Source organism: uncultured Desulfobulbus sp., from assembly GCF_963662935.2.
GTDB lineage: Bacteria > Desulfobacterota > Desulfobulbia > Desulfobulbales > Desulfobulbaceae > Desulfobulbus.
This window is the reverse complement of the sequence record NZ_CAXXTL010000003.1, coordinates 88,123-115,063: the sequence shown is the minus strand read 5'-3', so window position 1 is coordinate 115,063 and position 26,941 is coordinate 88,123. Positions and strand designations below refer to the sequence as shown.

The 26,941-nt window shown below is 55.9% G+C and carries 24 protein-coding genes and 1 tRNA gene; 12 read left to right on the top strand and 13 right to left on the bottom strand.

The features are described 5' to 3' along the window. The first annotated feature begins 55 nt into the window (after positions 1–55). Positions 56–141 (top strand) — tRNA-Ser (locus ACHZCX_RS19315). Positions 142–263: 122 nt separating this feature from the next. On the opposite strand, the gene ACHZCX_RS19310 is transcribed toward ACHZCX_RS19315, so the two are convergent. The 4 genes from ACHZCX_RS19310 to queD form a co-directional block, all read right to left on the bottom strand. After that, complete coding sequence (locus ACHZCX_RS19310) at positions 264–983, bottom strand: thermonuclease family protein (RefSeq protein ID WP_319588841.1); 720 nt, start codon at positions 981–983, stop codon at positions 264–266. A 118-nt stretch (positions 984–1,101) separates the two neighbouring features. After that, the gene (gene tviB, locus ACHZCX_RS19305; RefSeq protein WP_319588840.1) at positions 1,102–2,379 is read right to left on the bottom strand and encodes a Vi polysaccharide biosynthesis UDP-N-acetylglucosamine C-6 dehydrogenase TviB; all 1,278 of its coding nucleotides are present in this window, start codon (positions 2,377–2,379) and stop codon (positions 1,102–1,104) included. A gap of 106 nt (positions 2,380–2,485) precedes the next feature. Continuing rightward, positions 2,486–3,154: a radical SAM protein gene (locus tag ACHZCX_RS19300; RefSeq protein ID WP_319588839.1), complete on the bottom strand. Its 669-nt coding sequence runs from the start codon at positions 3,152–3,154 to the stop codon at positions 2,486–2,488. Further along, positions 3,147–3,515: a 6-carboxytetrahydropterin synthase QueD gene (queD, locus tag ACHZCX_RS19295; protein WP_319588838.1), complete on the bottom strand. Its 369-nt coding sequence runs from the start codon at positions 3,513–3,515 to the stop codon at positions 3,147–3,149. Before queD ends, ACHZCX_RS19300 begins: the two co-directional genes overlap by 8 nt. A gap of 209 nt (positions 3,516–3,724) precedes the next feature. On the opposite strand from queD, the gene ACHZCX_RS19290 reads away from it, so the two are divergent. From ACHZCX_RS19290 to ACHZCX_RS19275, 4 genes are all read left to right on the top strand, one after another. After that, positions 3,725–4,492 carry a methyltransferase gene (locus tag ACHZCX_RS19290; protein ID WP_319588837.1) on the top strand — a complete coding sequence of 256 codons (768 nt, stop codon included), beginning with the start codon at positions 3,725–3,727 and terminating at the stop codon, positions 4,490–4,492. Continuing rightward, the gene (locus ACHZCX_RS19285) at positions 4,477–6,006 is read left to right on the top strand and encodes a YifB family Mg chelatase-like AAA ATPase (RefSeq protein ID WP_319588836.1); all 1,530 of its coding nucleotides are present in this window, start codon (positions 4,477–4,479) and stop codon (positions 6,004–6,006) included. Before ACHZCX_RS19290 ends, ACHZCX_RS19285 begins: the two co-directional genes overlap by 16 nt. 185 nt (positions 6,007–6,191) lie before the next feature. Further along, positions 6,192–8,123: a response regulator gene (locus tag ACHZCX_RS19280; protein WP_324292496.1), complete on the top strand. Its 1,932-nt coding sequence runs from the start codon at positions 6,192–6,194 to the stop codon at positions 8,121–8,123. Positions 8,124–8,342: 219 nt separating this feature from the next. Beyond that, positions 8,343–9,446, top strand: coding sequence for a hypothetical protein (locus tag ACHZCX_RS19275; RefSeq protein ID WP_319588834.1), 1,104 nt, complete (start codon positions 8,343–8,345; stop codon positions 9,444–9,446). Positions 9,447–9,665: 219 nt separating this feature from the next. Here ACHZCX_RS19275 and ACHZCX_RS19270 read toward each other — a convergent pair whose 3' ends face one another. Then, positions 9,666–12,524, bottom strand: coding sequence for a PAS domain S-box protein (locus ACHZCX_RS19270; RefSeq protein ID WP_319588833.1), 2,859 nt, complete (start codon positions 12,522–12,524; stop codon positions 9,666–9,668). Positions 12,525–13,212: 688 nt separating this feature from the next. Between ACHZCX_RS19270 and modA the strand changes: the two genes are divergently transcribed. The 3 genes from modA to modC are packed head-to-tail and all read left to right on the top strand — an operon-like array spanning position 13,213 to position 15,743. After that, positions 13,213–13,974 carry a molybdate ABC transporter substrate-binding protein gene (modA, locus tag ACHZCX_RS19265; RefSeq protein ID WP_319588832.1) on the top strand — a complete coding sequence of 254 codons (762 nt, stop codon included), beginning with the start codon at positions 13,213–13,215 and terminating at the stop codon, positions 13,972–13,974. A 30-nt stretch (positions 13,975–14,004) separates the two neighbouring features. After that, positions 14,005–14,685 carry a molybdate ABC transporter permease subunit gene (gene modB, locus ACHZCX_RS19260; RefSeq protein ID WP_319588831.1) on the top strand — a complete coding sequence of 227 codons (681 nt, stop codon included), beginning with the start codon at positions 14,005–14,007 and terminating at the stop codon, positions 14,683–14,685. 2 nt (positions 14,686–14,687) lie between these two features. Then, a complete protein-coding gene (gene modC / locus ACHZCX_RS19255; protein ID WP_319588830.1) occupies positions 14,688–15,743 on the top strand; it encodes a molybdenum ABC transporter ATP-binding protein in 1,056 nt (351 codons plus the stop codon). Positions 15,744–15,826: 83 nt separating this feature from the next. Here the strand turns inward: modC and ACHZCX_RS19250 are convergent, their stop codons facing one another. From ACHZCX_RS19250 to ACHZCX_RS19230, 5 genes are all read right to left on the bottom strand, one after another. After that, the gene (locus ACHZCX_RS19250; protein ID WP_319588829.1) at positions 15,827–16,222 is read right to left on the bottom strand and encodes a cytochrome c3 family protein; all 396 of its coding nucleotides are present in this window, start codon (positions 16,220–16,222) and stop codon (positions 15,827–15,829) included. Between the two features lie 84 nt (positions 16,223–16,306). Beyond that, positions 16,307–17,326 (bottom strand): TOBE domain-containing protein, encoded by a 1,020-nt coding sequence (locus tag ACHZCX_RS19245; protein ID WP_319588828.1) that lies wholly within the window; start codon positions 17,324–17,326, stop codon positions 16,307–16,309. Between the two features lie 227 nt (positions 17,327–17,553). After that, positions 17,554–17,934: a LysR family transcriptional regulator gene (locus ACHZCX_RS19240; RefSeq protein WP_319588827.1), complete on the bottom strand. Its 381-nt coding sequence runs from the start codon at positions 17,932–17,934 to the stop codon at positions 17,554–17,556. Positions 17,935–18,039: 105 nt separating this feature from the next. Then, the gene (locus tag ACHZCX_RS19235; protein ID WP_319588826.1) at positions 18,040–18,366 is read right to left on the bottom strand and encodes a hypothetical protein; all 327 of its coding nucleotides are present in this window, start codon (positions 18,364–18,366) and stop codon (positions 18,040–18,042) included. Next, entirely contained in the window at positions 18,356–19,444 is a 1,089-nt protein-coding gene (locus ACHZCX_RS19230) for a hypothetical protein (protein ID WP_319588825.1), read from the bottom strand. Before ACHZCX_RS19230 ends, ACHZCX_RS19235 begins: the two co-directional genes overlap by 11 nt. Before the next feature lie 300 nt (positions 19,445–19,744). On the opposite strand from ACHZCX_RS19230, the gene ACHZCX_RS19225 reads away from it, so the two are divergent. Then, positions 19,745–21,547, top strand: coding sequence for a chorismate-binding protein (locus ACHZCX_RS19225; RefSeq protein WP_319588824.1), 1,803 nt, complete (start codon positions 19,745–19,747; stop codon positions 21,545–21,547). Positions 21,548–21,782: 235 nt separating this feature from the next. Then, positions 21,783–23,414 (top strand): ATP-binding cassette domain-containing protein, encoded by a 1,632-nt coding sequence (locus tag ACHZCX_RS19220; protein WP_319588823.1) that lies wholly within the window; start codon positions 21,783–21,785, stop codon positions 23,412–23,414. A 20-nt stretch (positions 23,415–23,434) separates the two neighbouring features. Here ACHZCX_RS19220 and ACHZCX_RS19215 read toward each other — a convergent pair whose 3' ends face one another. The 3 genes from ACHZCX_RS19215 to ACHZCX_RS19205 all read right to left on the bottom strand — a co-directional run bounded on the left by ACHZCX_RS19215 (position 23,435) and on the right by ACHZCX_RS19205 (position 24,742). Next, on the bottom strand, positions 23,435–23,677 hold the full coding sequence (locus ACHZCX_RS19215; protein WP_319588822.1) for a hypothetical protein: 243 nt from the start codon (positions 23,675–23,677) through the stop codon (positions 23,435–23,437). A gap of 10 nt (positions 23,678–23,687) precedes the next feature. Beyond that, entirely contained in the window at positions 23,688–24,314 is a 627-nt protein-coding gene (locus ACHZCX_RS19210) for a LysE family translocator (protein ID WP_319588821.1), read from the bottom strand. A 191-nt stretch (positions 24,315–24,505) separates the two neighbouring features. After that, a complete protein-coding gene (locus tag ACHZCX_RS19205; protein ID WP_319588820.1) occupies positions 24,506–24,742 on the bottom strand; it encodes a hypothetical protein in 237 nt (78 codons plus the stop codon). Positions 24,743–25,209: 467 nt separating this feature from the next. Between ACHZCX_RS19205 and ACHZCX_RS19200 the strand changes: the two genes are divergently transcribed. Together ACHZCX_RS19200 and ACHZCX_RS19195 are read left to right on the top strand one after the other, a co-directional pair. Next, positions 25,210–25,923 (top strand): FadR/GntR family transcriptional regulator, encoded by a 714-nt coding sequence (locus ACHZCX_RS19200; protein ID WP_319588819.1) that lies wholly within the window; start codon positions 25,210–25,212, stop codon positions 25,921–25,923. A gap of 69 nt (positions 25,924–25,992) precedes the next feature. Continuing rightward, positions 25,993–26,796, top strand: a complete 804-nt coding sequence (locus ACHZCX_RS19195) for a sulfite exporter TauE/SafE family protein (RefSeq protein ID WP_319588818.1) — start codon at positions 25,993–25,995, stop codon at positions 26,794–26,796. The last annotated feature ends 145 nt before the right edge of the window (positions 26,797–26,941 follow it).

The window sequence follows — 26,941 nt, the reverse complement described above, 5'->3', positions numbered from 1 at the left end:
GGCATCCACGTCGGATGCGAGAGCAAACGATCAGTACCGTGAACAAATGCATCACGGAGAGGTGACCGAGTGGTTTAAGGTGCACGCCTGGAACGCGTGTGTACGAGAGTACCGTGAGTTCGAATCTCACCTTCTCCGCCATTTTTTATGAACAGAATCGGGTGGTTGCCGTTGAGGCGGCTACCCTTTTTTTGTTCCCGGCTTTTTTCCAAAAAACCTTGAGAGCGGATTAATCTTGAATCAACTTGGCGGCATTCATCCGTCTATTTTGTTATGCATTCGCGATGTGGCCTATAACCAGCGTCAAGAGCTTCCGATATTGATCGGAAATTGACCTTACAGGTAGGGCAATTAAAATCCTTACAGGCGGCACTATGGAAAACACGGTCTTTTGTGTTTCCATGATACGCAACTGGCCCATTGGGTACGATTTTGACACTGGCTGATGGAATAGCCACCAATTTAAGGTCATTGCCTTCACCACCACTCCGCTGATTTTTTCGATATTCCCATGGTGGGGTTGGATTTGCATCTGCCCACAATCCTTTCTGTGAAGCTTTTGCATTTGATTCAAGTTTCAACCAGTCGGCACAAAAACTCTCCTTACAGTATTGACGATATACCCATCCAAAACCTTGGCTCACTATTTGTTCGTTCAAGTTGACCCCATTCACAAAAACTAGAGCCACGGTTTTGCCATACTGATCTTTAGTTATTGGTTCTACACGAAGCTCTCCTTTGGAAGCCATTGCCCCAGTAAAATTCTTAGCACTTTGACCAAAAGTTTGCGTTTTTTCAGGGGTATCGATGCCAAATAAGCGGATTTCAACTTCTTTACCCTTGCTTATGATGGTGATTGAATCACCTTCGATTACGGAATCGATGGTTCCCGTAATCGCTTCTGCATTCGCTGGATTATTGGTAACTAAAAGAAATAATAATGAAATTGACAAGAAAAGCGTTCTTAATGGTTTCAATGTCATTTCCTTCTGCGATTTGCAATTTGTAAAAGTATCCACCGCCAGGAGTTGGTAGCCGATGTCCTCGCAGTGGATTTCAAGGATGAAACTTTATGCGATGGTGGAGCGCGACTAGGCACGTTTAGAGGCAGCCGTCGACCGCCTCCGGGGGCAGGATGTTTTTGACATCATAGATCACGGCGGCGGGTTTGCACATTCTGTGCAGATCCTCGACTGTCAGCTCGGTAAATTCCCGGTGGGCCACGGCCAGGATGACAGCGTCATAGCGGTTTTTCGGCAATTGATCGACCATGGTGACGCCGTAGAGGCGGTGGGCCTCTTTCTGGTCGATCCAAGGATCGTACACCTCGACTTTGGCGCCGAAGGTGTTGAGTTCCGCGATAATATCGATCACCCGGGTGTTGCGCAGGTCCGGACAGTTTTCCTTGAAGGTGAGGCCGAGGATGAGGATATGGGCATCGGCCACATGGATGCGTCGTTTCAGCATCAGTTTGACCGTTTCCGAGGCGATGTAGCGGCCCATGTCGTCGTTGAGGCGGCGCCCAGCAAGGATCATCTCTGGATGGTAGCCGACCTCTTGGGCTTTGTGGGTCAGGTAATAGGGGTCAACACCGATGCAGTGGCCACCGACTAGGCCGGGGCGAAAGGGCAAGAAATTCCACTTGGTGCCGGCTGCTTTCAGCACCTCCAGGGTATTGATTCCCAATCGGTTGAAAATCAGGGCCAGTTCGTTGATCAGGGCAATGTTGACGTCGCGTTGAGTGTTTTCAATCACCTTGGCCGCCTCGGCCACCCGGATCGAACTGGCTTTGAAGGTGCCGGCAGTGATCACCAAGCCGTAGAGAGCATCGACAAAATCAGCGATCTCCGGAGTTGAACCGGAGGTCACCTTCATGATGGTCGGCAACCGGTGCTCATGGTCGCCGGGATTGATCCGCTCTGGGCTATAGCCGGCGAAAAAATCACGGTTGAAGGTCAAGCCTGAGTCGCGTTCCAGGATCGGCACACAGACTTCCTCGGTGGCACCGGGATAGACCGTGGACTCATAAATCACCACATCGTCTTTTTTCAGCACCTTGGCCACGGTTTCCGAAGCCCTGATCAGCGGGATGAAGTCCGGCCGTTTGTTGGTATCAATAGGGGTCGGGACGGCAATAATATAGACAGTGCAGGGACGCAACTCTTCGATGTCGGACGTGAAATGCAGATTGCCCGCCTGGCACAGTTCCTCGGTGGTGACCTCGCGGGTGACATCGATATGCCTACGGAGTTCCTCGATCCGGCCCGCCTTGAGATCAAAGCCGACGGTCGGTTTCTTTTTGCTGAATTCTACGGCCAACGGTAAGCCGACATAACCAAGGCCGATGATTCCTATGCGGGTGGCGTCCAAAGAGGGCATACAGGCATCCTTTCGGGGTGTGAGAAGAGAAAAGAGTTTTTAAAATGGTATGGTTCAGGGACTATAGGACGAAGCAGGCCGGGCTGAAAGTCTTTTTTTGAAAAATTTAGACTCCCCTGGTCCGGTCCGGCCAGAGCAGGGTGTGGAGCTGGAGTTGCAGGCGGACCTGCAACCGGTGGTCCAGCAGCAGCTGCGCCAGGACGGCGGGGGCGAGTCGAGGGTGGACTGGCGAAAACAGGATTGGAACCGAACTGGTGAGTTGTTCCCGTTCCACCATTTCCCGCGCCCAGTGAAAATCCGCCTCGGAACTGAGGACGAATTTGATCTCATCCCGGCAGCCCCGTCGACTCCGTTCTCTCAGCAGGACGCAATTGTCCGGGAGATTGTGGGCGGCCATGCCTGAATCCGGGCATTTGATGTCCATGATAATGCCGACGCCCTCCGGCACACCACAAAGCGGCAGACTGCCGTTGGTTTCCAGCAGCACCGGCCGGCCAGCATCGATCAGGGCCTGTATCAACGGGAAGAGGCCGGCCTGCGTCAGAGGCTCCCCCCCCGTGATCTCGACCATGACTTCTGGATACTCGTCGACCCAGGCAAGGATCTCGGCCGCTTCCATCGGGGTACCCGTTTCCTCCCAGGTGTAGCGGGCGTCGCAGTAGGTGCAGCGCAGATTGCAGCCTGCCAGCCGGATGAACAGACAGGGCAGGCCGGCCCGGGTCGATTCGCCCTGGATCGAGTAAAAGAGTTCCGAGACCCGCAGCGGCTCAGTCACCGAAATAGACCACGCCGCTGGAATCGGTTTCCCGTACTTCGACGCTGTACAGGCTGTACCGCTCAGTGTGCAGCGGCTCTTTCAAGCTGCGAAAGAGGAACATAGCGATGTGTTCGGACGAGGGGTTGATGGTGTGAAAAGCCGGATGTTCGTTGAGGTCGTGGTGATCGAGTTCGTCGATCACGGCATTCACGGTTGTTTTCAGTTGTTTGAAATCAATGCCCATGCCGAGATGATCGAGTTGCACCGCCCGCACGGTCACCTTGACCTTCCAGTTATGGCCGTGGGGATTCTCGCAGTTGCCGGGATAAGCGCGGAGATGGTGGCCGCCGGAAAAATGGGTTCGAATGAAAATATCCATCGTTACTCCTTGTTGGTGAGTCGGGTGTCGCCCCGAAGGCGTCGGGGTGCGGTCCGGCGAAAAGCGGCTTGCGCACCGTTATGCTAAAATGGTAAACAGATTCATCACGTTGTCCAGCTCCTTGCCGAATGCGGACAACAGTAGCAGGAAAGCTGCCGCTTTGCCAGCTCATCGCATCTTCCCTCTCTTCTTTAAGGCGGAGCCACTCTTTGCCGGAACTACAGCAACCCATTGTAGATCTGACCGACGACACCCTGTTTTCTGGGGAGCTGATCTGCCGGCAACACCGGGATGGCTACCGTTTTTCGGTGGATGCAGTGCTGGCAGCTCACTTCGCCGTTCCCAAGCCAGGGCAGCGGGTGCTGGATCTCGGCTGCGGCTGCGGGGTGATCGGCCTTATTCTGGCCCACCGTCAACCGCGGGTTGTGGTCAGCAGCCTGGAGATGCAGGAAGATTTGGCTGCTTTGGCCGAGGAAAACGGCAGACTCAATGGCTTTGCCGATCGTTTTCAGGTCATTCGCGGCGATGTTCGGGCCATCGCCAGGCTGCTGGCCCCGGAATCCTTTGATTTGGTGATCTGCAATCCGCCCTACCGTAAAAAGGACAGCGGACGGATCAACCAAGGCGATCAGGCGGCCCTTGCCCGTCATGAACTGAGTGGTGAAATCGTAGATTTTGTCCGCGCCGCCGCCTTTGCCGTTAAAAATCGGGGCAAGGTGGTTTTCGTCTATCCAGCCCGACGCAGCAACACCCTGCTTGCCGCCCTGCACGAACAGCGATTGACCCCAAAAAGACTGCAACCGGTTTATTCCTACCCCTGTGCCGAGAGTGCCCGTCTGGTGCTGGTCGAGGCCGTGAAAAACGGCGGTGAGCAGATCGAGATTCTGGCTCCCCTGTACATCTACGAACGCAAAAACGGCGACTATGCGCCGACCATGCAGGCCTTGTATGAGGAGGAGCAATGCTGGCCAAAGTGATCAGCTGCTCGGTGTCCGGGGTCGATGGGCTTCCCGTTCAGGTGGAGGTAGATCTGGCTCAAGGGCTGCCCTCATTCTCAACCGTGGGGTTAGCCGAAGGAGCGGTGCGCGAGGCCAAGGACCGGGTCCGGGCCGCCATCAAGAATTCAGGATATGAATTTCCGCAGCGGAGGATCACGGTCAATCTGGCGCCGGCGGCGGTGAAGAAAGAGGGGACTGGCTACGACCTGCCCATTGCCCTGGGTATTTTGGCGGCGGCTGGTATCCTCCAAAGCAACCAACTCGAACAAACCGCCATTACCGGCGAGCTCTCGCTCGATGGCTCGGTGCGGCCAGTGCCCGGTGTGCTACCCATGGCTCTGGCTGCCCGGCAGGAAGGGATCAGCCGTTTTCTCGTTCCAGTGGCCAATGCGGCCGAGGCTGCCATTGTCCAGGGGCTTTCGGTGTACGGGATCGAGCGGCTCGATCAGGCGGTGGAGTTTCTCGCCGGCAGGATCGAGCTCATCCCCTTGGCCATTGATCCGGCCGAGCTGTTTGCCCGGCACGACCACTATCCGGTTGATTTTGCCGACGTCAAGGGCCAGGAATATGCCAAACGGGCCATGGAGATTGCCGCCGCCGGTGGGCATAATTTACTGCTCAGCGGCATTCCAGGCACCGGTAAAACGATGATGGCCCGGCGTTTGCCGACTATTCTCCCTGATTTGACCCTGGAAGAGGCCATCGAGACCACCAAGGTCTTTTCCACCGCCGGACTCCTGCCGGAAAAGACGCCGCTCCTGGTGACCCGTCCCTTCCGCTCGCCCCATCATACAGTCTCAGATGCTGGACTGATAGGTGGCGGCCAGATGCCGCGTCCCGGCGAGGTGTCGCTGGCCCATAATGGGGTGCTCTTCCTTGATGAGCTGCCGGAATTCAAAAAACACGTCTTGGAGGTCCTGCGTCAACCCCTGGAGGACGGCACGGTGACCATCGCCAGAGCTGCGAGCAGCCTCAACTTCCCGGCCCGTTTTATGCTGGTGGCCGCCATGAATCCATGTCCTTGCGGGTTTTTGGGTGACCGCATCCGCCCCTGCACCTGCAGCCCGCTTCAGGTGCAGCGCTATCGCAGCCGTCTCTCCGGACCCCTGCTCGACCGCATCGATATGCATATTGAGGTGCCGGCGGTGCAGGTCAAAGAACTGATCGGCCAGCCCTCCGGTGAGACCTCCGCCGCCATCCGTGAGCGGGTCAACCGGGCACGTGCTCGCCAGCGGCAGCGGTTTTCAGGTGCTGCCAAGCTCTACTGCAATACCCAGATGAGCGCCAAGGAGGTGAAGAAATTCTGCCGTCTCGATTCCGCCTCGGCCGATCTGCTTAACCAATCCATCACCCGCCTGGGGCTGTCGGCGCGGGCGTACCACCGCATCCTCAAAATCGCCCTCACCATCGCCGACCTTGCTGGATCCGACTTGCCAAACATCACCCATGTGGCCGAGGCAATCCAGTACCGGCGCATCCAATACGAACTCTAGCGTCCATCAAAGGGGTTTGGTCATGCTACTTCATCCTGATCGTGTCCGAAACCCATTGCAGAGGTCAGCAGTACCATGACCGGCCACGCTACCTTACTGCTGTGTGTTTTTTCCGGTCATGCTTTCCGCTCCTGCCTGCTGACCTTACAACCATGCATAACCATTGGGCGATAGGTTGATTGAACATGCAAGGACCTGGCTGGGAAATATTTAAGATGCTGACGCGTTCGTCTCTCAACACGAGAATTCTCGAAAGTGAGAAGAGTGAAACCTTAAGAAAAATTATTGTATTAAATATTTTTCTTGTTCTTGGTTTTTCACTGCTCTTGCTTATGGGAGGCATTGCCCTCGCTCAAAAGGCCCTGCTTCTCGGGAGTGCTGATTTTGTCATGGCCCTCCTTTTTTTTGCCCTCTTTATATATCTTTACCGGACCGGGAATGAACCTCTTGTTTCCCTTTGCGGTGTCGTCATTTTACTCATTTTTTTCTGTTACCTTTTTTTTATTGGCGGCGTCCATGCCACTGCATTCATGTGGCTCTACACCTTTCCTCTATTTTCTCTTTATCTGCTTGGAGTGCGGCAAGGCATAAGGACAACCTGCTTTCTTTTCTGCTTTTGTGCCGGGTTTCTAGTCATTGATGTATCGTCAGAGAGCATAAATGTGTACAGCCGAGATTTTGCGCTTCGGTTTATTCCTTCCTACCTGGTTGTGTGTATTTTGGCTTTTCTGGTGGAAAAAAGCCGCTCCGAATCCCGGGATGCCTTACTGGACAGACAGCAACTCTTGGCTGGAACCATAGAGAAATTGCAGAAGAAAGAGGCGGAACTGGAAGAGGCCAGGAGCCAGCTTGAGCTGAGGGTTACGCTCAGGACTGAGGAATTGGAGGCAGCCAACAAGCAGTTGAGGGTTGAAATTGAAGAACGGGAATGGGCGCAACAAGAACGTTTGCGGTTAGAATCAGAACTGCTGCGGGCCGAAAAAATGGAATTGCTCGGCCGGTTAGCCGGTGGCGTGGCGCATGACCTCAACAATGTGCTGTCCGGTATAGTCAGTTATCCCGACCTGCTTCTTCTCACCTTACCCCCTGAAAGCGAGATGCGTGGCCCGCTCCAAAACATACGCCGTGCCGGAAAACGGGCCGCGGTCATAGTCCAGGATCTGTTGACCTTAGCGCGCCGGGAGATCCTTATCCGGGAGAGGGTGCAGCTCAATGATATTGTCGGGGATCATCTCCAGAGTCCTGAGTTTATAACGCTGCAGAAAAATTATCCCAATGTAGTGGTGGAAGTCCGTCTTGCTCCTGATCTGCTCAGCCTGTCGGGATCGCCGGTGCATCTGGAAAAGGCGCTCATGAACCTCCTGGTCAATAGCTTTGAGGCGATAGAGCAAGCGGGGACGGTTTTGGTGAAAACTGAAAACAGGTATGTCGATACGGCCATCAAGGGGTATGAGACCACCGTTCCTGGAAAGTATGTGGTCCTGACCATCAGCGATAATGGGGTGGGGATTCCCCAGGAAAAACTGAATATGATTTTTGAACCGTTTTACTCGAGCAAGGTGATGGGGCGCAGCGGGACTGGGCTTGGGATGACGGTGGTCTGGGGTACGGTCAAGGATCATGGCGGATATCTGGATGTGAAAAGTTATCCCGGAAACGGGACGACCATTTCCGTCTTTCTTCCTGCCCTCCAGGAGAATGGCGACCAATCGTCCCCAGTCAAGTTCTGGCCGCAAACTATCAAGCCGGGCAATGGGGAGGCCGTGCTGCTCGTCGATGATGATTCGGAACAGCGATTGCTGGGCAACACCATTCTGACTACCCTGGGATACAAAGTAGAGACCGTTGCCAGTGGTGAAAAAGCCATAGACCTGCTGCGAAGTAAATCTTTTGATCTCGTCCTTCTCGATATGATCATGGAGCCGGGAATGGATGGTTTGGATACCTATCAGGGTATTGCTGCTATCCGGCCTGACCAGAAGGTTCTGATCGTCAGCGGCTATTCGGAAACCGAGAGGATGGAAAAAGCGCTTGAGATGGGGGTGCGCGGGTATATCAAAAAACCGTATACCCTGGAAGAGATGGCCACGACACTCCATAGGGAGCTAACCGGTTAGAGTACATGATTTTTTTTCTCTCTTGAGGCCGTGTTGTCGAATGACAGCACGGCCTTTTTTTTGGCCTATCAGCCTTTTCACAAGGCAAAGAAAGACAGCAAACTCCTCCAAGCATCTATTCATTCCCTCTCGAATTGCCGATAAAAAAAGAGCTCATTGGCAGTTTCATCCCACCCGCCCAACACATTCATTCCCGTCAAAAACGTGAAAAAGGAGAAAATGATGAACAAGTGTCTGCGACAGCTTATTTTTCTGGTGTGCGCTTTTTTCCTTCGATGGCCGATCTGGCTGCTGATCTGGATTGCCGGCCGGAGCGGCATGTTTAAGACCTTGTTTCTCCTCTATCCCACAGACAGTTCCGAATGCCTTGATTTTTGCCCTGACATTCAATGGTTGCGAAATTTCTTGTCTGGTCGCCCTACCCCTGCCGGCCTGATCATGGATGGATGGCGGCCCATAGGCATATATCTGGTGATTCCCAACCAAGCTTTGGAGTTGATGCGCAGGAAAGAGCGGGCTACGGTTGAGTGTATTCTCCGGCGCATGCTCTGGATTCAGAAGCTCTCAGGAGCCGGGGCAATAGGGTTGGCCGGGCAACTCGGGTCGATCTTTGAGAAACGTCACGGTATCCCCATGGAGCCGCCCTTTTACAGCAGTACCTTTGGGAACATTTTCAGTATCCAGAAGGCGGTCAATCATCTGGTCGTGCATGCAAAGAAGCCACCCTGGCAGGTTTCAGTAGCTATTCTCGGTGGCGGTGAATTGGGAGAACAGTTGGAACAGTATCTTCGTGGTGATGGCTACCGGATGTCGATGGTTGATGTGCGCTATACCAGGGCCGGGGATGTCAAACTGACGAATGCAATGGCAGCAGGTGTGCAGCTTAAAGAAGTGGATTTGGTCATTAACCTCCTACCCAGAGGGAAGGACTTCATTGATTGCAACCTGCATCAACTCATTTCGGAAACAGCGACCATCATCGACTTTTCGCGTCCGCAGATTTGCGCGGCAACCATTGCCCAGAATGTGGTCATGGGGAACAGGGTCCGCCGTGGCGGCCTTCATTTTTTCATGACCCTTCCCGGCGGCTGGCAGCGGCATGATTTGCCGGCCTGTTCAATGCCGTCTCTGGTGGCATCGCTGAGTCCCTTGCCACTTCGGAATATAGAAGAATTTCGGCTGGCGGCTAGCCAACTCCAGTTCTGTACCGCGCTGTCCCATGTCCCCGCTCGGCCGCAGGCAATATTGGGGGAGAAGTCGCGTGCTCTGACCAGTTCCTTTCCTCTCTTCTCTCGTTTTATGCTGTATATGAGGAGCCGGTAGACGTTTATTTGATGAGCTGTTGGTCAGCGGCCAAGATGCCCCCGCCCCCTTTTCAGGGTGGAATGTGGCCATCGTGCCAGCGTGATGAGGAAGATTGTTTCTCTTGCAAACCTTGCTCCCCAGCGGAGTAAGGGATGTGCAAGAGAAACAATCTGTGGACTCGGGGGGGCAAATTGGGCGATCTTTAACGGGAGGCCAAAGCCGCCGCAGGGGACTTGCTCACCCTTCCAGAACCATCCTGATCGTGTCCGACAAGCCTTTAATGGAAAAGGGTTTCTGCAGAAAATTGACGCCTTCGTCCAGCACGCCGTGATGGGCGATCACATCGGCGGTATACCCCGACATGTAGAGGATATTCAATCCAGGCTGCAGGGTAGCCAGCCGATCGGCCAATTCCTTGCCGTTCATCCCCGGCATGATCACGTCGGTGATGAGGAGATCAATCCGGCCGGCGAGTTGTTCGACCTGGAGGAGAGCCTCCTCGGGGGAAGAGGCCGTCAGCGTACGGTAGCCCAGATTTTCCAGCATGACCTGGCCAAGGTGCAGAATTCCCGGATCGTCCTCGACCAGGAGAATGGTCTCCCCCTTTCCAGGCTGGGGCGGTTCGAAGTGTTCTTCCCGGCGCCAGAGTGCAGCAAGTGCGGGAACCGGCAGGGAGATTATAAAGGTCGTGCCCTTGCCTGGCTCGCTCTCAGCCTCGAGATAGCCATCGTTTTGTTTGACAATGCCGTAGACGGTGGACAGCCCGAGTCCGGTGCCCAGTATCCCCTTGGTGGTGAAAAAAGGCTCAAAGATGTTTTCGAGCACCTCCGCATCCATGCCGCAACCGTTGTCGGCGACCGAAAGAACGACATACTCTCCGGGATTGATTCCAGGGTTTTCCGTGCAAAAGGGCGCATCCAGGAGGGCGCGGCCGGTTTTGATGGTGATCGTGCCGGAGCCTTTGATGGCATCGCGGGCATTGACGCAGAGGTTGGCCAGGATCTGGTCGATCTGGGCCGGATCCATCTTGATCGGCGGCAGATCGGGACCGGGTGACCAGATCAGGGCGACATCCTCGCCGATCAGCCGTTGCAGCATCTTCAGCATTCCCGCAACCATCTGGTTCAGGTCGATGATTTTGGGAGCAATGGTTTGCTTACGGGAAAAGGCGAGCAGTTGCCGGATGATGTCGGCGGAACGCAGGGCGGCTTCGTGGATTTTTTCCAGGTCGGCATGCACCTTTTGGCCGGGAGCCGTCTTTTCCAGAGCCATCTCGGCATAACCGATGATGACGGCCAAAATGTTGTTGAAATCGTGCGCCACCCCGCCGGTCAGGCGGCCGACCGATTCCATTTTTTGGGCTTGCAGGTACTGGGCCTCCAGTTTGAGCTGGGCGGTGATGTCCCGTTTGATGGCGACAAAATTGACAATGGCGCCCTGGTCGTCAAAAACCGGTGAGATGGTAGCCTCCTCGGTATAGAGAGTGCCGTCTTTTTTCTTGTTCACCACGCGACCGGCCCAGGTTCGGCCGCTGGTTATGGTCTCCCACAATTCTTCGTAGAAGGCCTCGTCGTGCTCGCCGCTTTTGAGGAAGCGCGGGTTCTGGTTGAAGACTTCCTTGATGGTATAACCGGTCACTCGGGTGAAGGCCGGGTTGGCGTACTGGATGTTGCCCAGGGCATCGGTGATGACAATGACCTCGCCGGCATGTTCGATGGCCACCTTGAGCCGTTCCAGGTCGGCCTCCGCCTGTTTACGCTGGGTGATATCGCGCGTGATCGAAATGAGGTGGGGGACATTGTCTAGCAGAAGCGACCGCGCCGACAACAGGCCCGTTCCAAGGCTGCCGTCCTTGCGGCGGAATACGGCCTCGAGATTTTCGCAGTAGCCGCGCAGCTGCAGGGCCTCGACCATTCGCTGCCTGTCGGCGGGATTGTGCCAGAGGTTAAGTTCAAGCGTGGTTTTTCCGGCGACATCCTCGCGGGTAAAGCCGGTCAGATCGGTAAAGCCCTTGTTGATCTCCACATACATGCCATCTTCAAGGCGATTGATGTTAACGGCGTCCGGGCTTGCGGTAAAGGCCAGGGTAAATTTTTCTTCGCTTTCCCGCAGGGCCTGTTCCGTTCGTTTGCGTACGGTGATGTCCCGATAAATCGACTGGTACGAACCGTCGGGCATCATTTTGGTGCGGATCTCAAAGGCGATCTCTGAGCCGTCCGGACGTCGCAGTGCCCGCTCGCTGATGACAATTTTTCCCTGTTGCAGCAGGTCAAAACGAAAAGGGGCCGCAGCCATGCTTTCTCGGGTAAAGGGCAGCTCGCTGATGTGCTTGCCAGTAAAATCGCTGCGTTCCATGCCGAGCATGGCGCACATGGAGCTATTCCCTTCGGTGATGATTCCTTCATGGGTGCCTAGGAGGATGCCGTCGACCGCCAGTTCGATCAGGGCACGATATCGTTCCTCGTTTTGCCGCACTGCAATCTCTGCCTGATTCGCTGCGGTCATGTCAAAGGCCGTGAAAGTGACGCCTGCGGCTAGGTCCTCGGAATAGATAGGGGTGGAGCAGAGGAGGACATGGAGAATGTTGCCGTCTTTGTGTTGCCAGCGCGTTTCAACCGCGCCCGTTCCTTGCGTGCTGATCTGGTGGTATTTCTCGGTCCCGACGGTCTCGTAGTCAGTGTCGCTGGGATAGAGCAAGCGGGCATCGCGGCCAATGAGCTCCTCTCGAGCGTATCCGGTCATGGTGCAAAGGCGGTCGTTGACCGTCAGGAGGATGCGGTTGCTGACCACCCCGATCCCGACAGGCGCGGCCCGGAAAATGCTGCCGAGGTAGTGCTCATTTGCCTGCAGGGTCGCCTGGGCTCGCTCAAAACGTGCCATTTCCCGGCGGAACAGGAGAAAGAGAAACAGTGAGGTCACTGTAACAAAAAACCATCCCTTGAAGGTTTGGGCAAGGGTGGCAGTTTGGGCATCTTCGAAGAGCACGAGGATGGTTTGGTCTGAAAACCAGATCCATAAAAGAGAGAGGCTCAGGTACAGCAGGGTTGTCTTAACGGCAGTTTTACTAGGGTGCGACAGGAGCAAAGAGGTGTTCATCCGAGGTTGTCTGGGAAAGGGTATGTAAGTGGGGAACGATCGCGCTGGCGCCGAAGTTTCTTCGGGCAGCATCCTACCCTAAGAGAATCTAAAAGTATAGGCTTTCCAAGCCTGGTAGGCGTTCTCGTATACCACTGCGTGGCCGGATTCATGCGGCCTGGAGCGAAGAAAGGTGTCTCCGGGACATTTTTTCTTGCAAAACGTTATTTTTTTTTTAGTATAACGGAGTGGTCGGCTGAAGGTCATGGGGCAGGTTCATCAACTGGAGTACCTGATGACAGGTGGTTGTTCAAAGAGACAGTTTTCGAGACATTGTCACAAAAATGAAGACTTCGTGACACAAATGAACAACAAGGGGAGGCCGGTTAGCTCGGGGCTTTGGGGCAGGAAGAAGTGTCGTTCATTTTAAAAGTTGCATTATATAAATGAGTTACGTGGTTATTTGCTGTAATTGTTGAGGATTGTTTTCCATTAGGTGCACGATATGCAATCATGAACACCAAGTACCCTTTTAAACAAAAAAAGGTTCTCGAGGTTGAACCTGGAGAGGGCTCACGACCATGTTCACGGTCACTGAAGTTCTGCCGCCATAGGATAGAAGGGTTGGGAGACAATCCTACCGTCAAAAATCAGCACCCCCGGATGCAGATTTCCCGAGTGTTTTGTGTCAATTCACAGGAGCAACCAAATGAAAACAATCAGAACTTTTCTTGTACTTATCGCCGCCAGTCTGCTGCTGGCTCTTTCCTCTACCCAGGCTGCGGAGGTAATCAGAATCTCGGTCCCGGCCAGCATGACCGACGCCATGAAGGAATTGGCCGCTCAGTTCGGGGCCTCGGGGCAACATGCCCCGATCGTCGCCAATTACGGGCCATCCGGAACCCTGGCCAAACAGATTGTCGAGGGTGCCCCCGCTGATCTGTTCATCTCCGCCAATCAGAAATGGATGGACTATCTCCGCGACGAAAAACAGATTGATCCAGCTACGGAAAAAATTCTTGCCGCCAATACCCTGGTGTTTGTCGGCATGAAAAATCCAGCGGTGACCCAACTGGTGGATATCACCGGTCTTAAGCAGGTCGCCATCGGCAGCCCCAAGAGCGTGCCGGCAGGTGAGTATGCGGTCCAGGCCATGGAAAAGGCTGGCATCTACCAACAGTTGGATGAAGGAAAGAAACTGGTCATGGCCAAGGATGTACGCCAGGCGCTGACCTATGCCGATCGGGGTGAAACCGACGGCGCCTTTGTCTATAAATCCGACGCGCTAATGGCCACCCAGGCGGTCATTCTCTTTGAGGTGGACCAAGAGCTGTATACCCCGGTCACCTATCCCATCGTCCTGACCGTCGCCGGTGCTCAAAATAGTGAAGCGAAAGCCTTTTATGACTTTCTCGTTGGGCCGGAGGGTCGAAAGGTCTTTGGCAAATTCGGTTTCAGCGCCGCGAAATGATACGGTAATAAGCCCCCCACAGGCGACGCCATGTTTTTCCTGCAACCCTCGGATCTCGATGCGATTTTTCTTTCCTTCAAGGTGGCCTGTGTCGCCACCTTGCTGGCTACTCCCTTGGGTATTGGCGTCGCCTATCTGCTGGTCTACTCCCGCCTTCCCGGCAAGGCCATTATTGAGGGTTTTGTCAATCTGCCCCTGGTCCTGCCGCCGGTGGTCATCGGCTATCTGCTGCTGGTACTTTTCGGCCGCCACGGCTGGATCGGTGCCTGGTTGATCCGTTTTGACATCCAAATCATCTTTACCCTCACTGGGGCGATCATCGCCTCGGCGGTGGTTGGCTTTCCTCTTCTGGTGCGTTCGGTCCGGCTGGGCATGGAATCGATTGACACCTCCTCCTCTAAGGCGGCCCGGACACTGGGGGCCAGCGCCTGGGACGCCTTTTTCACCATAACGCTGCCCTTGTCGAGCCGGGCAGTCTTGGCCGGCATGACCCTGATGTTTGCCCGCAGCCTGGGCGAATTCGGCGCTACCATCATCCTGGCCGGCAACATTCCCGGCGTCACCCAAACTATCCCCCTGGCCATTTACGAATACACCAGCTCGCCGGGCGGCGACCGGATGGCGCTTTCACTCTGCCTGGTGTCGATCCTGCTCTCCTTTGTCGTGCTGCTAGCCAGCGGTGCCGCTAGCAAAAGCCTGGAGAGGAAATAGTCATGCAACTCGACGTTTCAGTACGGAAAAAACAGGGATATTTTCAGTTTGCCGCCGAATTCAGCCTCACCGGTCAACGTGTCGGACTGTTTGGCCCCTCGGGCAGCGGCAAGTCGACCTTGATGCATCTGCTGTCGGGGTTACTCAAGCCAGACAGCGGCCACATTCGCCTGGACGAAGCCGTGCTTTATGACAGTGCGGCCGGGGTCAATCTGCCGCCGGAGAAGCGCAGGGTAGGCGTGGTCTTCCAGCATGCGCACCTCTTTCCCCACCTGAGTGTACGGCGTAACCTGCTCTATGGCTGGCGGCGCACGCCGGAACAGGAGCGTCATATTCAGCCGGAAGCGATTATCGAGGTGCTCAACCTCGCCCACCTGCTTGACCGGGGAGTGAATCTGCTTTCCGGCGGTGAACGTCAGCGGGTCGCCCTAGCCCGCACGGTTTTGACCTGCCCCCGGTTGATTCTCATGGATGAACCGCTCACTGGTTTGGACGAGGAGCTCAAATTTCAGATTATCCCCTACCTCAACAAGGTGTTTGCCGGGTTTGATATTCCCCTGCTGTTTATCAGTCATTCGCTCTTGGAGATGCGGCTGATGACCGAGCAGGTTCTGGTGGTCGAGGAGGGGAGGGTGCTGCGGGAAATGGGGACCGAGGAACTGGCCCAATCGACCTGGGCCGCTTCCAGGCAGGGTTACGTCAATCTCCTGCGCTTGGGACGGCCTGTGCCCCAGGGCGATCTTTGGTCCTATCAATGGGGGAGTGTCCGGCTGGTGCTCACCGATGAGGGCGAGAATGAGGAAAATATTGTCGAGTTGGATGCGCGGGAAATACTTCTGTTCAAGCGGCACCCTGAGGCCACAAGCGCCAGAAACCTGCTGCCTTGCACGGTCCGGAAAATTTTCACCGCCGGCAACCGGGTGCGGGTCGAACTGCAATGCGGTTCGCGGCAGTTGATCGCCCAGATCGTGCCCGAAGCGATGCGGGAGCTGGAATTGATCGAGGGCGGAGAGGTGGTGGCAGCCATTAAAGCCTCGGCCTTCCGGCGGCTGGGGTAGCAGGGAGCCGAGCTGCAAAAAATCGGCGGGGTGTCCGATTAAAGACAACCCGCCGACATCGGAAAAACAGGGTCCGCTAGCGTTTATTTTTTATGACAGACGGTGCATTTGGCCAGTTCCGGCTTGTTCTTGGTGTGACACTCTTTACACAAGGCATGGGCTGCATTCTTGAAGGTGTTGACCTTCTCGGGCATGCCGGCCTTGCTGTTGTGACAGGTCTCGCATTTTTCGATTTTCTGCCCTTCGGTATAGGCGACTTGCTTGCCGTCTGCGCCCTTACCATGGTGGCAGGTGCCGCACTCCAAGCGTCCCTGGTGGGCGGCATGCGGAAACTGAGCGGGCTTGGGCGTGCTGGCGGGATCAACAGTCGCCTGCAGGGTCATTTCCGCCGGACCCTTGTCGGCAGCAGTTGCAAAACCGACATACCCGGCAGTGCAGCAACACAGCAGTAACGCGCCGCACATCAACATTTTTTTCATTGTACTCCTCCTTTTGTTTTTTTTGGACAACCACAAGCCACGGCTGCAAGGCGAGAGCCAGGGCCGCAGCGACACAACCATCGATCAATCATCGGCATGCAGGATAACCGCAAAGCCGCTGAAGAGCACCCAAACCATGTCACCTATCTTGAGTGCAAGCTCTGTACCGTTGCTGGTGGACATAAGGGCGCACAGTTCGGTGCCGTCATCAATGCGGACGACATATTCCGAATTCACCTTGCCCTTGTTGATCCGGATGATGTGCCCCTGAAAATGATTGTCGGCACTGCACGCGGAGAGCGTTTCTCCACGCTGCAGAATAATCCACGGCGCCTTGACTTCTGCTGTGACGAGCCGCCCCAGCTGCAGCCCCAACCGTTCCAGGCTTTCACTGGTGATGATCGAGGAAACCCGGTGGCCGCTGAGATTGATCAGGGTGATCCGGGCCTGGACGTCACCGCGTTCTATGGCCACGATCTTGCCGAAAAATGCATTTCTGGCGCTCGTTTTCCGGGAGGATTCCCGCTCGAGATACAGCTTGGTCGCCCGTTGCAGGTCGTCGTCGGAAAACGAAACATGGGCCGTGGTCAGGTTGGGGGTTGAGTGACCGAGCAGCTTTTGCACCGCCTGCAGGGGCATGTTGCCGCGCACCAGCTCCACCGCCCGCGCGCGGCGGATCAATTCCGGACCACCGAGGTGCTTGGGCAGACCGCAGGCCTCGGCGCGCTCATAGAATTTGCGGCGGACAAAGGCAGGGTCGACGGAGAAGCCATTGGTCAACGATGCACGGAAATCCGGATCTGCCAGGGTCTTCCGGATCTCCTGGCTCAGCGATGCGGCGATGGTAATTCTTCGCGCACAGGATGCCTCAGAATCAACAACCCGGATACAGACCGTCTGTTCATCGATATCGGTGAACGGGTCGAGGCTGAGGATCTCGTTGAGTTTAGCCCCGGTGTAGCGAATGAGGAGGAAAACCAGCAGGATGCGGCGCCGGGAAAGGCGGACGTCGCGCCGGGGGGTGGCATCGATCCAGTGGCGGAAGGACTGCTCCAATTGGGCCAGTTGGACGGTGTCCAGGCAGGGGTTATCCTCTGAAAACATGCCAACCTCGCCCTGAGAAGGGGAAGAGTCATCCGTTGCTTGCACTGGCTTGTTCCTTTTTGAAATGTCCTGGCTCATTGATATACAACGGTATTGAGGGGGGAGGCGATGACCGGCAGAGTACCATACTTGCGGTCAATTGCGAAGTCCCTCGTTACTCCCGTGCATGAATGATGAAGGGTGTTCATACAGGGAAGAGACAAAAAAGGCGTAAGTGAGGAAATGGGCTAGAAGGTCTCCTGATCGACCCAACCTTGGAATCGGCCCACCAGTATCCAGAAATCGGCGATGGTCTGTTTGCCGGCCTCGGTCAGCCAGGCGCCGCCGCCTTTGCGGCCGCCGGCCTGTTTTTCCACGAGTGGTTGGGGCGCCATGGTGTTCATATTTTCAACCAAATGCCAGGCATGGCTAAAGCTCATCTGCATGGATTTGGCGGCGGCGGACACCGACCCGTATTCGCCGATACGTTCCAGCAGAACAATCCGGCCCCAGGAGAGGTAGGTTGCCCCTTCGTTTTCAATCCACAAACGTCCTTTTATCTGCAAGCCGCCGCTGATCCGGCCCGTCACCATCGCATTCTGTTCGCTGGTTTTTCGTGTTTTCGGCATGAATATTTATCCAGTAAAAGGTGGTGCCGGTGACTCCCTGCAACCGGAAGCGGGAATCCTGACTGCGCCTTAAGTTGGGGGGAGTGAAGGTACGTCGTACCTCGCTTAAATGACCGCCAGCAGGTGTTTCAACGCCGTGGTCTTCGTCTTCAGGTCCACCGGGATCCCATCTTCGGCAAAACAGCGGACCTCGGCCACGGCCTCCAGGCTGCCCAGCACCCGGCAGAGGGCGTGGCAGCGCTCGGTAAAGGCGTGGAAGGTGAGCATGATCCGGCCCTGGGACCGGCCGCTGGTCTGGGGATTGGAGCCAAAGCCGATGAAGCTGTCGATCTGGATGCCCCGGCCAGAAAAGACCGAGGCAATGGCCGCCGTATCGCCCGGATAATCCCTGGTGGTCAGGACCACCAGCCACAGTTGCATCTCAGTTGCCATTAGGCCACCAATGGTTGATTTTTTCCCGGATACCCTGGGCGGAGCATTCGATCAGGGTGCGTTCGGCGGGCGTCATTTCATCGCGGTCCGGCATCACCTGCAGCACTGACCCGGCGAGCAGCAGGCGGCCACCGCAGGGACCGTGAAGACCGTTTTCCCCTTGGTGCATGTATTGGGCCGAGATCTCGACCCGCCGTCCTTCAAGCACTGCCTTGACCAGTTCCACCGTGGCTGCGGCAGTGGCGGTCTGGGTTTTGGCGTCGGTGTAATGGATGGCAAAGGGTTTGAGGGGGACACGCAGGTCAGGGGGCAGGTCGCGGACATATCGGAGTGCGTGGATCGCGCCGTTGACGGGGTCGGAGCCAATCATTGTAATCAGGTTCCGTTGATGCTCGAGCAGGGCGGCCGGGTAGTCTTCGGTGCGCAGGCCCTGGCGCAGTTTCGGCTCGACCAGCCGCCATTCGTTCTCGGCCATGCCTTGGACCCGGACCGAACTCCAGACTGGTACCATGCCATTGCCGTGCTCGCCGAGCATGAAGCCGCGGACCCGTTGCCTCCGGATACCCAGATCCGAGGCGATCTCCCAGCGAAATCGGGCTGAATCGGAATAGGCCCCCATGCCGATCACATGGGTACGGGGCAGGTGTTTGGCAAAAATGGCCACCCCTAGTTCGACCGGATTGGTGACGATGATCACCACCGGCGGGTCTTCACTCCGGGTGCTGGCCAGCGACCGGGCGAACCGTTCAAACACCTCGACATTGGCCATGGCGAGGATGTCACGCGAGGCGGCACCGATCTCCGAGGGGGCGGTGGAAAAGGTCTGGCCGCCGGTGATGACCACCACGTCGCCGATGATTTTTTCAGGATCATCGGTGACGTTGAGCTCTGGAATGATCTCGGCGTAGGCATCTTGGAGGTCGGCGCGAAAACCATGCAGCAGGTGTGGCCGCTTGGAACGGGGGTTGCTGCCTACCAGTTGGAGGATTTCCCGGCTCTCCAGCAACCGCTGCTGCACGATCTGGGTGACGATTTCGCGGCCGCAGCCCCCGCTGGCGCCGACGATGGTGACGTCCATGATATCTGATCTCCGTGGGGAGGGTGTTTGTCTCCGGCGCACCGCAGGAGTAGTCGTTGTTGCGACAAACTACAAAAAAACATTCTACCTGACCCGGACGGTCTGCCAAGAAATTTTTCTCCCAGTTTTGCTGAAGGTCTCACTCGGAACGATCATTGTGCTCGGGTCGTGTAGAATGTGTAAGGTGAGAACGAACAGCTCCTTATTGCGCCCAACGGGTGCTTCCAGGTATAGAAGGCTGATTTATACGGCTGAGGTGGAGGAGTCGAAAAAGTTGCGGGACCGCGATGGAGTGGGGAATTGGTTGGACAAAAAAGAACAAAAATAGATGCAGGGCAGACATCCCCTGCGGGGGCAAGCGAGGCGGAGAGTGTCTGTCTCCATGACGCGCAGACGGGCCAGTGGCTCGATTTTTCCCGGCCGTACCGGGTGATCACCACCAGTAAAGCAGAGGAGGTAGTGGCCTGTCTGCGCGAGGTCGAACGACTTGTGGCAAGCCATGGCTGGGCCGCAGCCGGTTTCCTTGCCTACGAGGCGGCTCCGGCCTTTGATGCCGCACTCCAGGTCAGGGCGGAGAGTTGTTTCCCATTGCTCCGGTTCGGTCTTTATCCGCCGCCTCGGCCCGTGGACCTGCCGGAACCCACGCTGGAGCCGCCCGATCTAGTCTGGTGCCCGACGGTCGATCAAGCAGAATACCGGGCCGCTGTTGAGCGCGTGCAGCGCTTCATCGCTGCCGGTGAAACCTATCAGGTCAACTATACCTACCGCCTACGTGCTCCTTTCAGTAGTGATGCCTGGTCCCTGTTTGTCGGTCTAGCCGCTACCCATGGTCCTCAATACGGCGGATTTATCCAAACCCCTGATTGGGCGATTCTCTCCCTGTCCCCGGAACTTCTTTTCCAACGCAGCGGTGAAAACATTGTATCCATCCCGATGAAAGGGACCATCGGCCGGGCCTTGTCCGCCGTGGACGATCTCCGTCAGGGAGAACGGTTGCGCAACAGCAGCAAGGATCGGGCTGAGAATGTGATGATTGTCGATATGGTCCGCAACGATCTGGCCCGTATCGCCTGGCCGGGAACGGTGCGAGTCGAAAATCTGTTTGCGGTGCAGCGGTATCCGACCCTCTGGCAGATGGTTTCCACGGTGTCCGCCCGCACCGGGGCCTCATTGGCCGACACCTTTGCCGCCCTGTTTCCGGCAGCCTCGATCACCGGCGCACCCAAGGCCCGCACCATGGCCATCATCCGGGAACTGGAAAGCGAACCCCGGCGCATCTATACCGGCACGATCGGCTTTGTGCTGCCCGACCGCCGGGCTCAATTCAATGTCGCTATCCGCACCCTGCTGATTGACCGGCAGAACAAGACAGCCGAATACGGAGTTGGAGGGGGCATCACCGCCGATTCCACCGCAAGCGCCGAGTGGGAGGAAACCCGGCTTAAAAGCCTGCTCTGCCGGACCCGGCAACCGGACTTTTCCTTGCTTGAAACCCTGCTTTGGACGCCGGAAGAAGGGTATGCCTATCTTGCGGAGCATCTGCACCGCTTAAGCGGATCGGCCGATTATTTTTCCTACCCCTGCACGGTGGAGAATATCCGGGCCCAATTGTCCGCAGTCGTAGCCGGATACCAGGGCGTCTCGCAGCGGGTGCGGCTGCTGCTCGATTGCAAGGGAGCGGTGCGGATCGAGAATGTTCCCTATGAGCCGCTCGCCAGATCGCGGCCGGTCCGGGTAGCGCTCGCCCCGCATCCCATTGATGATCAGGATGTTTTTCTCTATCATAAAACCACCTGCCGGGAGCTGTATACCCTGATGCGGGCCGGTTTGGGAGAAGATGTGGATGATGTCCTGCTTTATAACCGGCGGGGTGAAATCACCGAAACCACCATTGCCAATGTCGTGGTCTCGATCGATGGCCGGGAATACACGCCGCCGGTGCGCTGCGGTCTGCTGGCCGGCACCTGCCGTCAGTATCTGTTGGCGAGCGGCCAGGTATTCGAGCGGGTGATTTTGCTTGATTGGTTCCGCTCGCAGAGCGTCTTCACCCTGATTAATTCGGTCCGGGGTCCCTATCCGGCGGTCCTTGTCTCCATCGATTGACCCTGCCGAGGTTGCGACCTTGGTTGCCCTCGCTTCAGCCATCCGTTGTTCGGCCCGTCGATCAATAAAATCGGCAAAACCGCATTTTCCGCTTCATTTATTGAGTGTTTCAGAGTAAATTTCTTCCTCTTTTTTTTGCACCGTCCCTTTTCGGGCGGACATCCCCGGCGTATTCCGAAACAAGTCACGTTTTTTGTCTTCGTGACCGTCTCTTTTTTACAGGAAATGAACCACTATGCTCCAGGCAACCAACATTGCGCTTTCCTACGGCAAACGCATCATCTTCAAAGACGTCAACATCAAGTTCACCCACGGCAACTGTTACGGCCTGATCGGGGCCAACGGTGCCGGCAAAACAACCTTTCTTAAAATCCTTGCTGGCCAGAAGGACCCGGATAAGGGCGAGGTCTCCATCGATCCCAAGGAACGGATCGCCGTGCTCCAGCAGGACCAGTTTGTCTATGACGAGGAAACCGTGCTCGATACGGTGATTAGAGGCCACAAGCGGCTCTACGATGTCAAGGTGGAACGCGAGGCCCTCTATGCCAAACCCGAACTCTCCGAGGCCGACGGCATGCGCTGCGGTGACCTGGAGGTCGAGTTTGGCGAGATGAACGGGTATGAGGCCGAATCCGAAGCCTCTGTCCTGCTTAGTGGCTTAGGCGTTTCCGAGGAGATGGGCAGTCTCAGGATGAAGGAACTGGACGGCGGTGATAAGGTGCGAGTGCTGCTGGCCCAGGCCCTGTTCGGCAACCCGGACATTCTTTTACTGGATGAGCCGACCAACAACCTGGATGTCAAATCCATCGCCTGGCTGGAGGAGTTTCTCATCCGGTTTACCAATACGGTCATCATCGTCTCCCATGACCGCCATTTTCTCAACCAGGTCTGCACCCATATGGCGGATATTGATTTTGGGCAGATCCGGGTCTATGTGGGCAATTATGATTTCTGGTATCAGGCCAGCCAGTTGACCCTGCAGCAGAAACAGAACGAGAATAAAAAGACTTCGGCAAAAGTTGCGGAACTCAAAGAGTTTATTCAGCGTTTCTCTTCCAACGCCTCAAAGGCCAAACAGGCCACCTCACGCAAGAAATTGCTCGATAAAATCAACATCGAGGATATGCCGGTCTCTTCGCGCAAATACCCCTGGATTGCTTTTAAGCCGGAGCGGCCCTGCGGCAACGTCATTCTCGAGGTCGATAACCTCAGCAAGACCATCGAGGGCGTCGAGGTGCTGAAAAATCTCAGTTTTTCGGTCAATAAAGGGGAGAAGGTCGCCTTTGCCGGTACCTACAGTCTGGCCAAGACCACCTTGTTTCAGATCCTGATGGGCGAGATGGAACCGGATGCGGGCAGCTTCCGCTGGGGCCAGACCATCACTACCTCGTATTTTCCCAAGGAAAACAGTGCGTTTTTCAGCGGCAACCAGACACTGGTCGAGTGGTTCAGCCAGTTTATCCCGCCCACCGAGGGCGAGAGTTATTCCCGGGGTTTTCTCGGGCGGATGTTGTTTTCCGGCGAAGAGGCTCTGAAGAAAACCAAGGTTCTTTCCGGCGGGGAAAAGGTACGCTGCATGCTGGCGCGGATGATGCTGATCGGGGCCAACGTCCTCATTCTTGATGAGCCAACCAACCATCTGGACCTCGAATCGATTACCTCGCTCAACAATGGCCTGATCGCCTTTCCTGAGGTGATCCTCTTGGCCTCCCATGACCACGAATGCGTGGCCACGGTGGCCAACCGGATTATCGAGATCGGTCATAAGGGTTGGATCGATAAGATGATCAACTTTGACGATTACCTGGTCGACGAGGCGATTGCTGCCCAACGCGAACAGATCTATCACCAGGATAAACGGCGGTAGGCGAGCTTTTTTGTTGCCGGTCAGTGACTGGGGCTCTTGTTCTTTTGCTTGAATCCGAGAAAAGCGCAGGCCAAGAAAAAGCAGGACATCAGCCAGCTTAAACCGGCCATGAGCCAATGATGCCCTGGGAAATAACGGCGATTGGGCGAATCAGGAATCCAGCCGCTGACAAAGGCAATGCCGATAAGAATCAGCAGCACTGCCAGGACTGTGCTGCTCTTCGGATGGGCAACAAAGGGTTTTGTGGAATGACGCAGATCCACGGTCTGTCCTCTACCGGCTGGCCGTGGCCAGTTTCAGGGCCAGCCCGGCAAAGATAACCCCGCTAACTTTGTTGAGGATTGTTTGCGCTCGTCCGGAACGGCGGAGCCACTGGCCCAACACACCGGCCAGCAGGCTGATCGCGCCAAAGACCAGCAGGGTGGACAGGATGAAGATGCCGCCAAGTGCAACGAGCTGCAACGGCAGGCTGCTGTTTTCCGGGTTGGTGAATTGCGGCAGGAAGGCGAGAAAGAAGATCGACACCTTGGGATTGGTCACGTTCATAATGATGCCGCGCAGGTAGAACCGCGACAAGCTCACCTCCCGAGAGGTGTCGTTGTCCAGGGTGCTCGCTCCCGCCCGGAAGGCGCCCCAGGCAAGGTAGAGCAGATAAACCGCCCCAGCGAATTTCAGCAGGTTAAAGGCCAGAGCCGAGGCCTGGAAAATGGCGGCAATTCCCAGGGCCACGGCGCTGGTGTGGACAACCAGACCGGTGCACAACCCGAGTGTCACCACAATCCCCACCAGTTTACCCTTGAGGGCCGACTGGGTGAGCACAAAAATGTTGTCCGGCCCCGGTGTCAGAGCCAAGAGGATGGAAGCCGTGGTAAAAAGGAGCAGGGTGCTGGTATCGAACATGGTGTTCCTTAATGGGGAGAAAAGGGGGGGATTACCGCGTTGGGTGCATGGGAGAGCATCCCCTGCCTGCCCACCACCTGATCGAATCGGAAAATCAAGTAGGGAGAGGTCCTTACATATCTTGGCCGCGCATCTGGGTGACCACACCTCTGCAGGCAAATGTATTGACCATGAGGGGTCAATCAGGGCGCCTACCCCGTAGGCAGATCAGTGAGACTGTACCGATTGAGTCGAGTAACATCCAGTCCCCTTCCCCCCGAGAACACAGGCGTCTTGTTTTTTACTTCATGTTTCGGCTTACGAACGGCGTCGGCCGGGTTTGTCGAAAGTATCTGGCCGATGACAATCAGTGTTTTCGCATCTGGAGCAAAGAGCGTCGGTAGGGCCACTCCACTCTGTTCCCCGATGACCATCAACGCCTCTGCCATACCCCCCTTCCTTTGGTTGCCCTCTTTCAGGTAGAATAACCGCCGTAATGAGTCGTCAAATCAGCGTTGTCCGGTAAGGACATTGCACGAAATAATGGCGGTTGCCGGCAAACCGACACGATGCCGATGTACGAAAAAGAGCTGGAGCATCGAGACATTTCTGAATTGTATATCACAGTGTGCCACTGCCACTCCAGACCTTTGTGCAATAAACTGACAACAAGCTGAATTCATTGCTGATCAGGAAAATGAGTTCCCCAACATGCACGATGATCATCGCGTTCTGTTGTTCTTTGTTGCCACTTCGAGACGGAGGGAAAGGGGTTGGTAGAGGCTGGTTAAAGGTGTGTTGCCTCTATGTGGTTGACCAATTATAATTCTGTCTTTCTCTCATTATGCACACAATACCGTTGACATTGTCAGTCCTTCAAGCTATTGGTAGAACCAATTCGAAAAAGAGGGAGGTCATGATGTCGCCGGTTGAATCCAGGGAAGAAAAGAAATACGCCTATACGGCGATCATTGATCGGATTCGCGAGATGATCAGTAACGGCGAGCTGGCGCCGGGCGATCGGTTGCCACCGGAGCGCAGACTGGCCGAGAGCTTCGGGGTTTCACGCAACAGTCTCCGCCAGGCATTTCAGGCATTGGCCGAGCGACGGATACTCGAAAGCAGGCAGGGGGATGGGACGTATCTCCTGGCCACCATCGACGCCACTTTTTCAGGCGATGCCATCATAGATGCTCTCAATGCGCAGAGCGGCTTTCTCCACGATATTATCGAATTTCGTGGGATGATAGAGCCGCAGACTGCCGCCCTGGCAGCGCAACGGATCAAGCCGAAGAGCATTGATCGCCTGAAGATTCTGGTCTGCGATCAACAGCGCGCCCTGATGGCTGGCCGGGAAGATGATAGCTTTGATGCCGAATTTCACCGTTTGCTCGCAGCCGGCGCCGGAAATCGGGTGATTGACCAGGTGATGACCACCATCCAGTCAATCGTCAACGAAAGCCGTTCAGTCTGGCTGCAGAGCAGCGAGCGTCGTCATGCCTCGGTGGAAGGGCACCTGCGCATCATTGATGCCCTTGAGGCAAGGGATGCGGAGGCGGCGTGCCTGGCTATGAAGAATCATATTGCCGAGATTGAAGATCATATCTTCGGCGAACAACAGAAACACTAACTAACCATTGCCTCGGTGCGGCACGCTCGCCGGTACAAGGCGGGGCACAAGGGCAAAGCGGAGAATGTCATGTCAGTGGAAATTGTGTTGATGTATCTGGCCGTGGGGTTGATCGCCGGGGTTCTTGCCGGCCTCCTGGGCGTGGGTGGCGGAGTGGTGATTGTGCCGATGCTGATTTTCTGTTTTGTCAAGCAGGGCATCCAGCCCGATCTGATCATGCACCTGGCCCTGGGAACCTCGCTGGCTAGCATTATTTTCACCTCGATTTCCAGCTTTATGTCCCATCATAAGCGCGGCGCGGTCGACTGGAATATCGTCAGACGGATTGTACCCGGCATTCTGATTGGCACCTTCCTCGGCACCTTTGTGGCTTCGAGGTTGTCCTCCGGTTTTCTCAAGGGATTTTTCTGTGTCTTTCTCTATACCGTCGCCACCCAGATGCTGCTCAACAAGAAACCCAAGGCCTCGCGTGATCTCCCAGGAACCGCAGGCATGTTCGGGGTGGGTTCGACCATCGGCGTGGCCTCTGCCCTGGTCGGCATCGGCGGCGGTTCCCTTTCCGTGCCCTTCATGGTTTGGTGCAATGTCGCGGCCCATCGGGCTGTCGGCACCTCGGCTGCTATCGGTTTTCCCATCGCCATTGCCGGAGCGCTAGGCTACATCGTCAACAATCTGCACGGCATCGACCTGCCGGCCTACAGTCTTGGCTATGTTTACCTGCCGGCCTTGGTCGGTATCGTCTGCTCAAGCGTTTTTACCGCTCCGCTTGGCGCCAAATTGGCCCATGCCCTGCCGGTCGATACACTCAAGCGGATTTTTGCCCTTTTTCTCTATGCGGTTGCCACCAAGATGGTTTGGAGTCTGCTGCAGTGAAGAAAACGGGAGTATTCCCTACCGGGGCTTGATGTGGCGGTCTTTTGGCTCGTGCAGTGTTCGAGTCAGGGCTCACGGAGATAGAGCATAGATAGTTCCCATTTGCATTGCCAAGATGCGTGTGCACTGGATGAGACTCGCTGCC

Bases quoted from the DNA above. Each gene is read 5' to 3' on its own strand.
- ACHZCX_RS19310 (WP_319588841.1), bottom strand. From the start codon at position 983: ATGACATTGAAACCATTAAGAACGCTTTTCTTGTCAATTTCATTATTA.
- tviB (WP_319588840.1), bottom strand. From the start codon at position 2,379: ATGCCCTCTTTGGACGCCACCCGCATAGGAATCATCGGCCTTGGTTAT.
- queD (WP_319588838.1), bottom strand. From the start codon at position 3,515: ATGGATATTTTCATTCGAACCCATTTTTCCGGCGGCCACCATCTCCGC.
- ACHZCX_RS19285 (WP_319588836.1), top strand. From the start codon at position 4,477: ATGCTGGCCAAAGTGATCAGCTGCTCGGTGTCCGGGGTCGATGGGCTT.
- ACHZCX_RS19280 (WP_324292496.1), top strand. From the start codon at position 6,192: ATGCAAGGACCTGGCTGGGAAATATTTAAGATGCTGACGCGTTCGTCT.
- ACHZCX_RS19275 (WP_319588834.1), top strand. From the start codon at position 8,343: ATGATGAACAAGTGTCTGCGACAGCTTATTTTTCTGGTGTGCGCTTTT.
- ACHZCX_RS19270 (WP_319588833.1), bottom strand. From the start codon at position 12,524: ATGAACACCTCTTTGCTCCTGTCGCACCCTAGTAAAACTGCCGTTAAG.
- modA (WP_319588832.1), top strand. From the start codon at position 13,213: ATGAAAACAATCAGAACTTTTCTTGTACTTATCGCCGCCAGTCTGCTG.
- modB (WP_319588831.1), top strand. From the start codon at position 14,005: ATGTTTTTCCTGCAACCCTCGGATCTCGATGCGATTTTTCTTTCCTTC.
- modC (WP_319588830.1), top strand. From the start codon at position 14,688: ATGCAACTCGACGTTTCAGTACGGAAAAAACAGGGATATTTTCAGTTT.
- ACHZCX_RS19250 (WP_319588829.1), bottom strand. From the start codon at position 16,222: ATGAAAAAAATGTTGATGTGCGGCGCGTTACTGCTGTGTTGCTGCACT.
- ACHZCX_RS19245 (WP_319588828.1), bottom strand. From the start codon at position 17,326: ATGTTTTCAGAGGATAACCCCTGCCTGGACACCGTCCAACTGGCCCAA.
- ACHZCX_RS19240 (WP_319588827.1), bottom strand. From the start codon at position 17,934: ATGCCGAAAACACGAAAAACCAGCGAACAGAATGCGATGGTGACGGGC.
- ACHZCX_RS19235 (WP_319588826.1), bottom strand. From the start codon at position 18,366: ATGGCAACTGAGATGCAACTGTGGCTGGTGGTCCTGACCACCAGGGAT.
- ACHZCX_RS19230 (WP_319588825.1), bottom strand. From the start codon at position 19,444: ATGGACGTCACCATCGTCGGCGCCAGCGGGGGCTGCGGCCGCGAAATC.
- ACHZCX_RS19220 (WP_319588823.1), top strand. From the start codon at position 21,783: ATGCTCCAGGCAACCAACATTGCGCTTTCCTACGGCAAACGCATCATC.
- ACHZCX_RS19210 (WP_319588821.1), bottom strand. From the start codon at position 24,314: ATGTTCGATACCAGCACCCTGCTCCTTTTTACCACGGCTTCCATCCTC.
- ACHZCX_RS19205 (WP_319588820.1), bottom strand. From the start codon at position 24,742: ATGGCAGAGGCGTTGATGGTCATCGGGGAACAGAGTGGAGTGGCCCTA.
- ACHZCX_RS19200 (WP_319588819.1), top strand. From the start codon at position 25,210: ATGATGTCGCCGGTTGAATCCAGGGAAGAAAAGAAATACGCCTATACG.
- ACHZCX_RS19195 (WP_319588818.1), top strand. From the start codon at position 25,993: ATGTCAGTGGAAATTGTGTTGATGTATCTGGCCGTGGGGTTGATCGCC.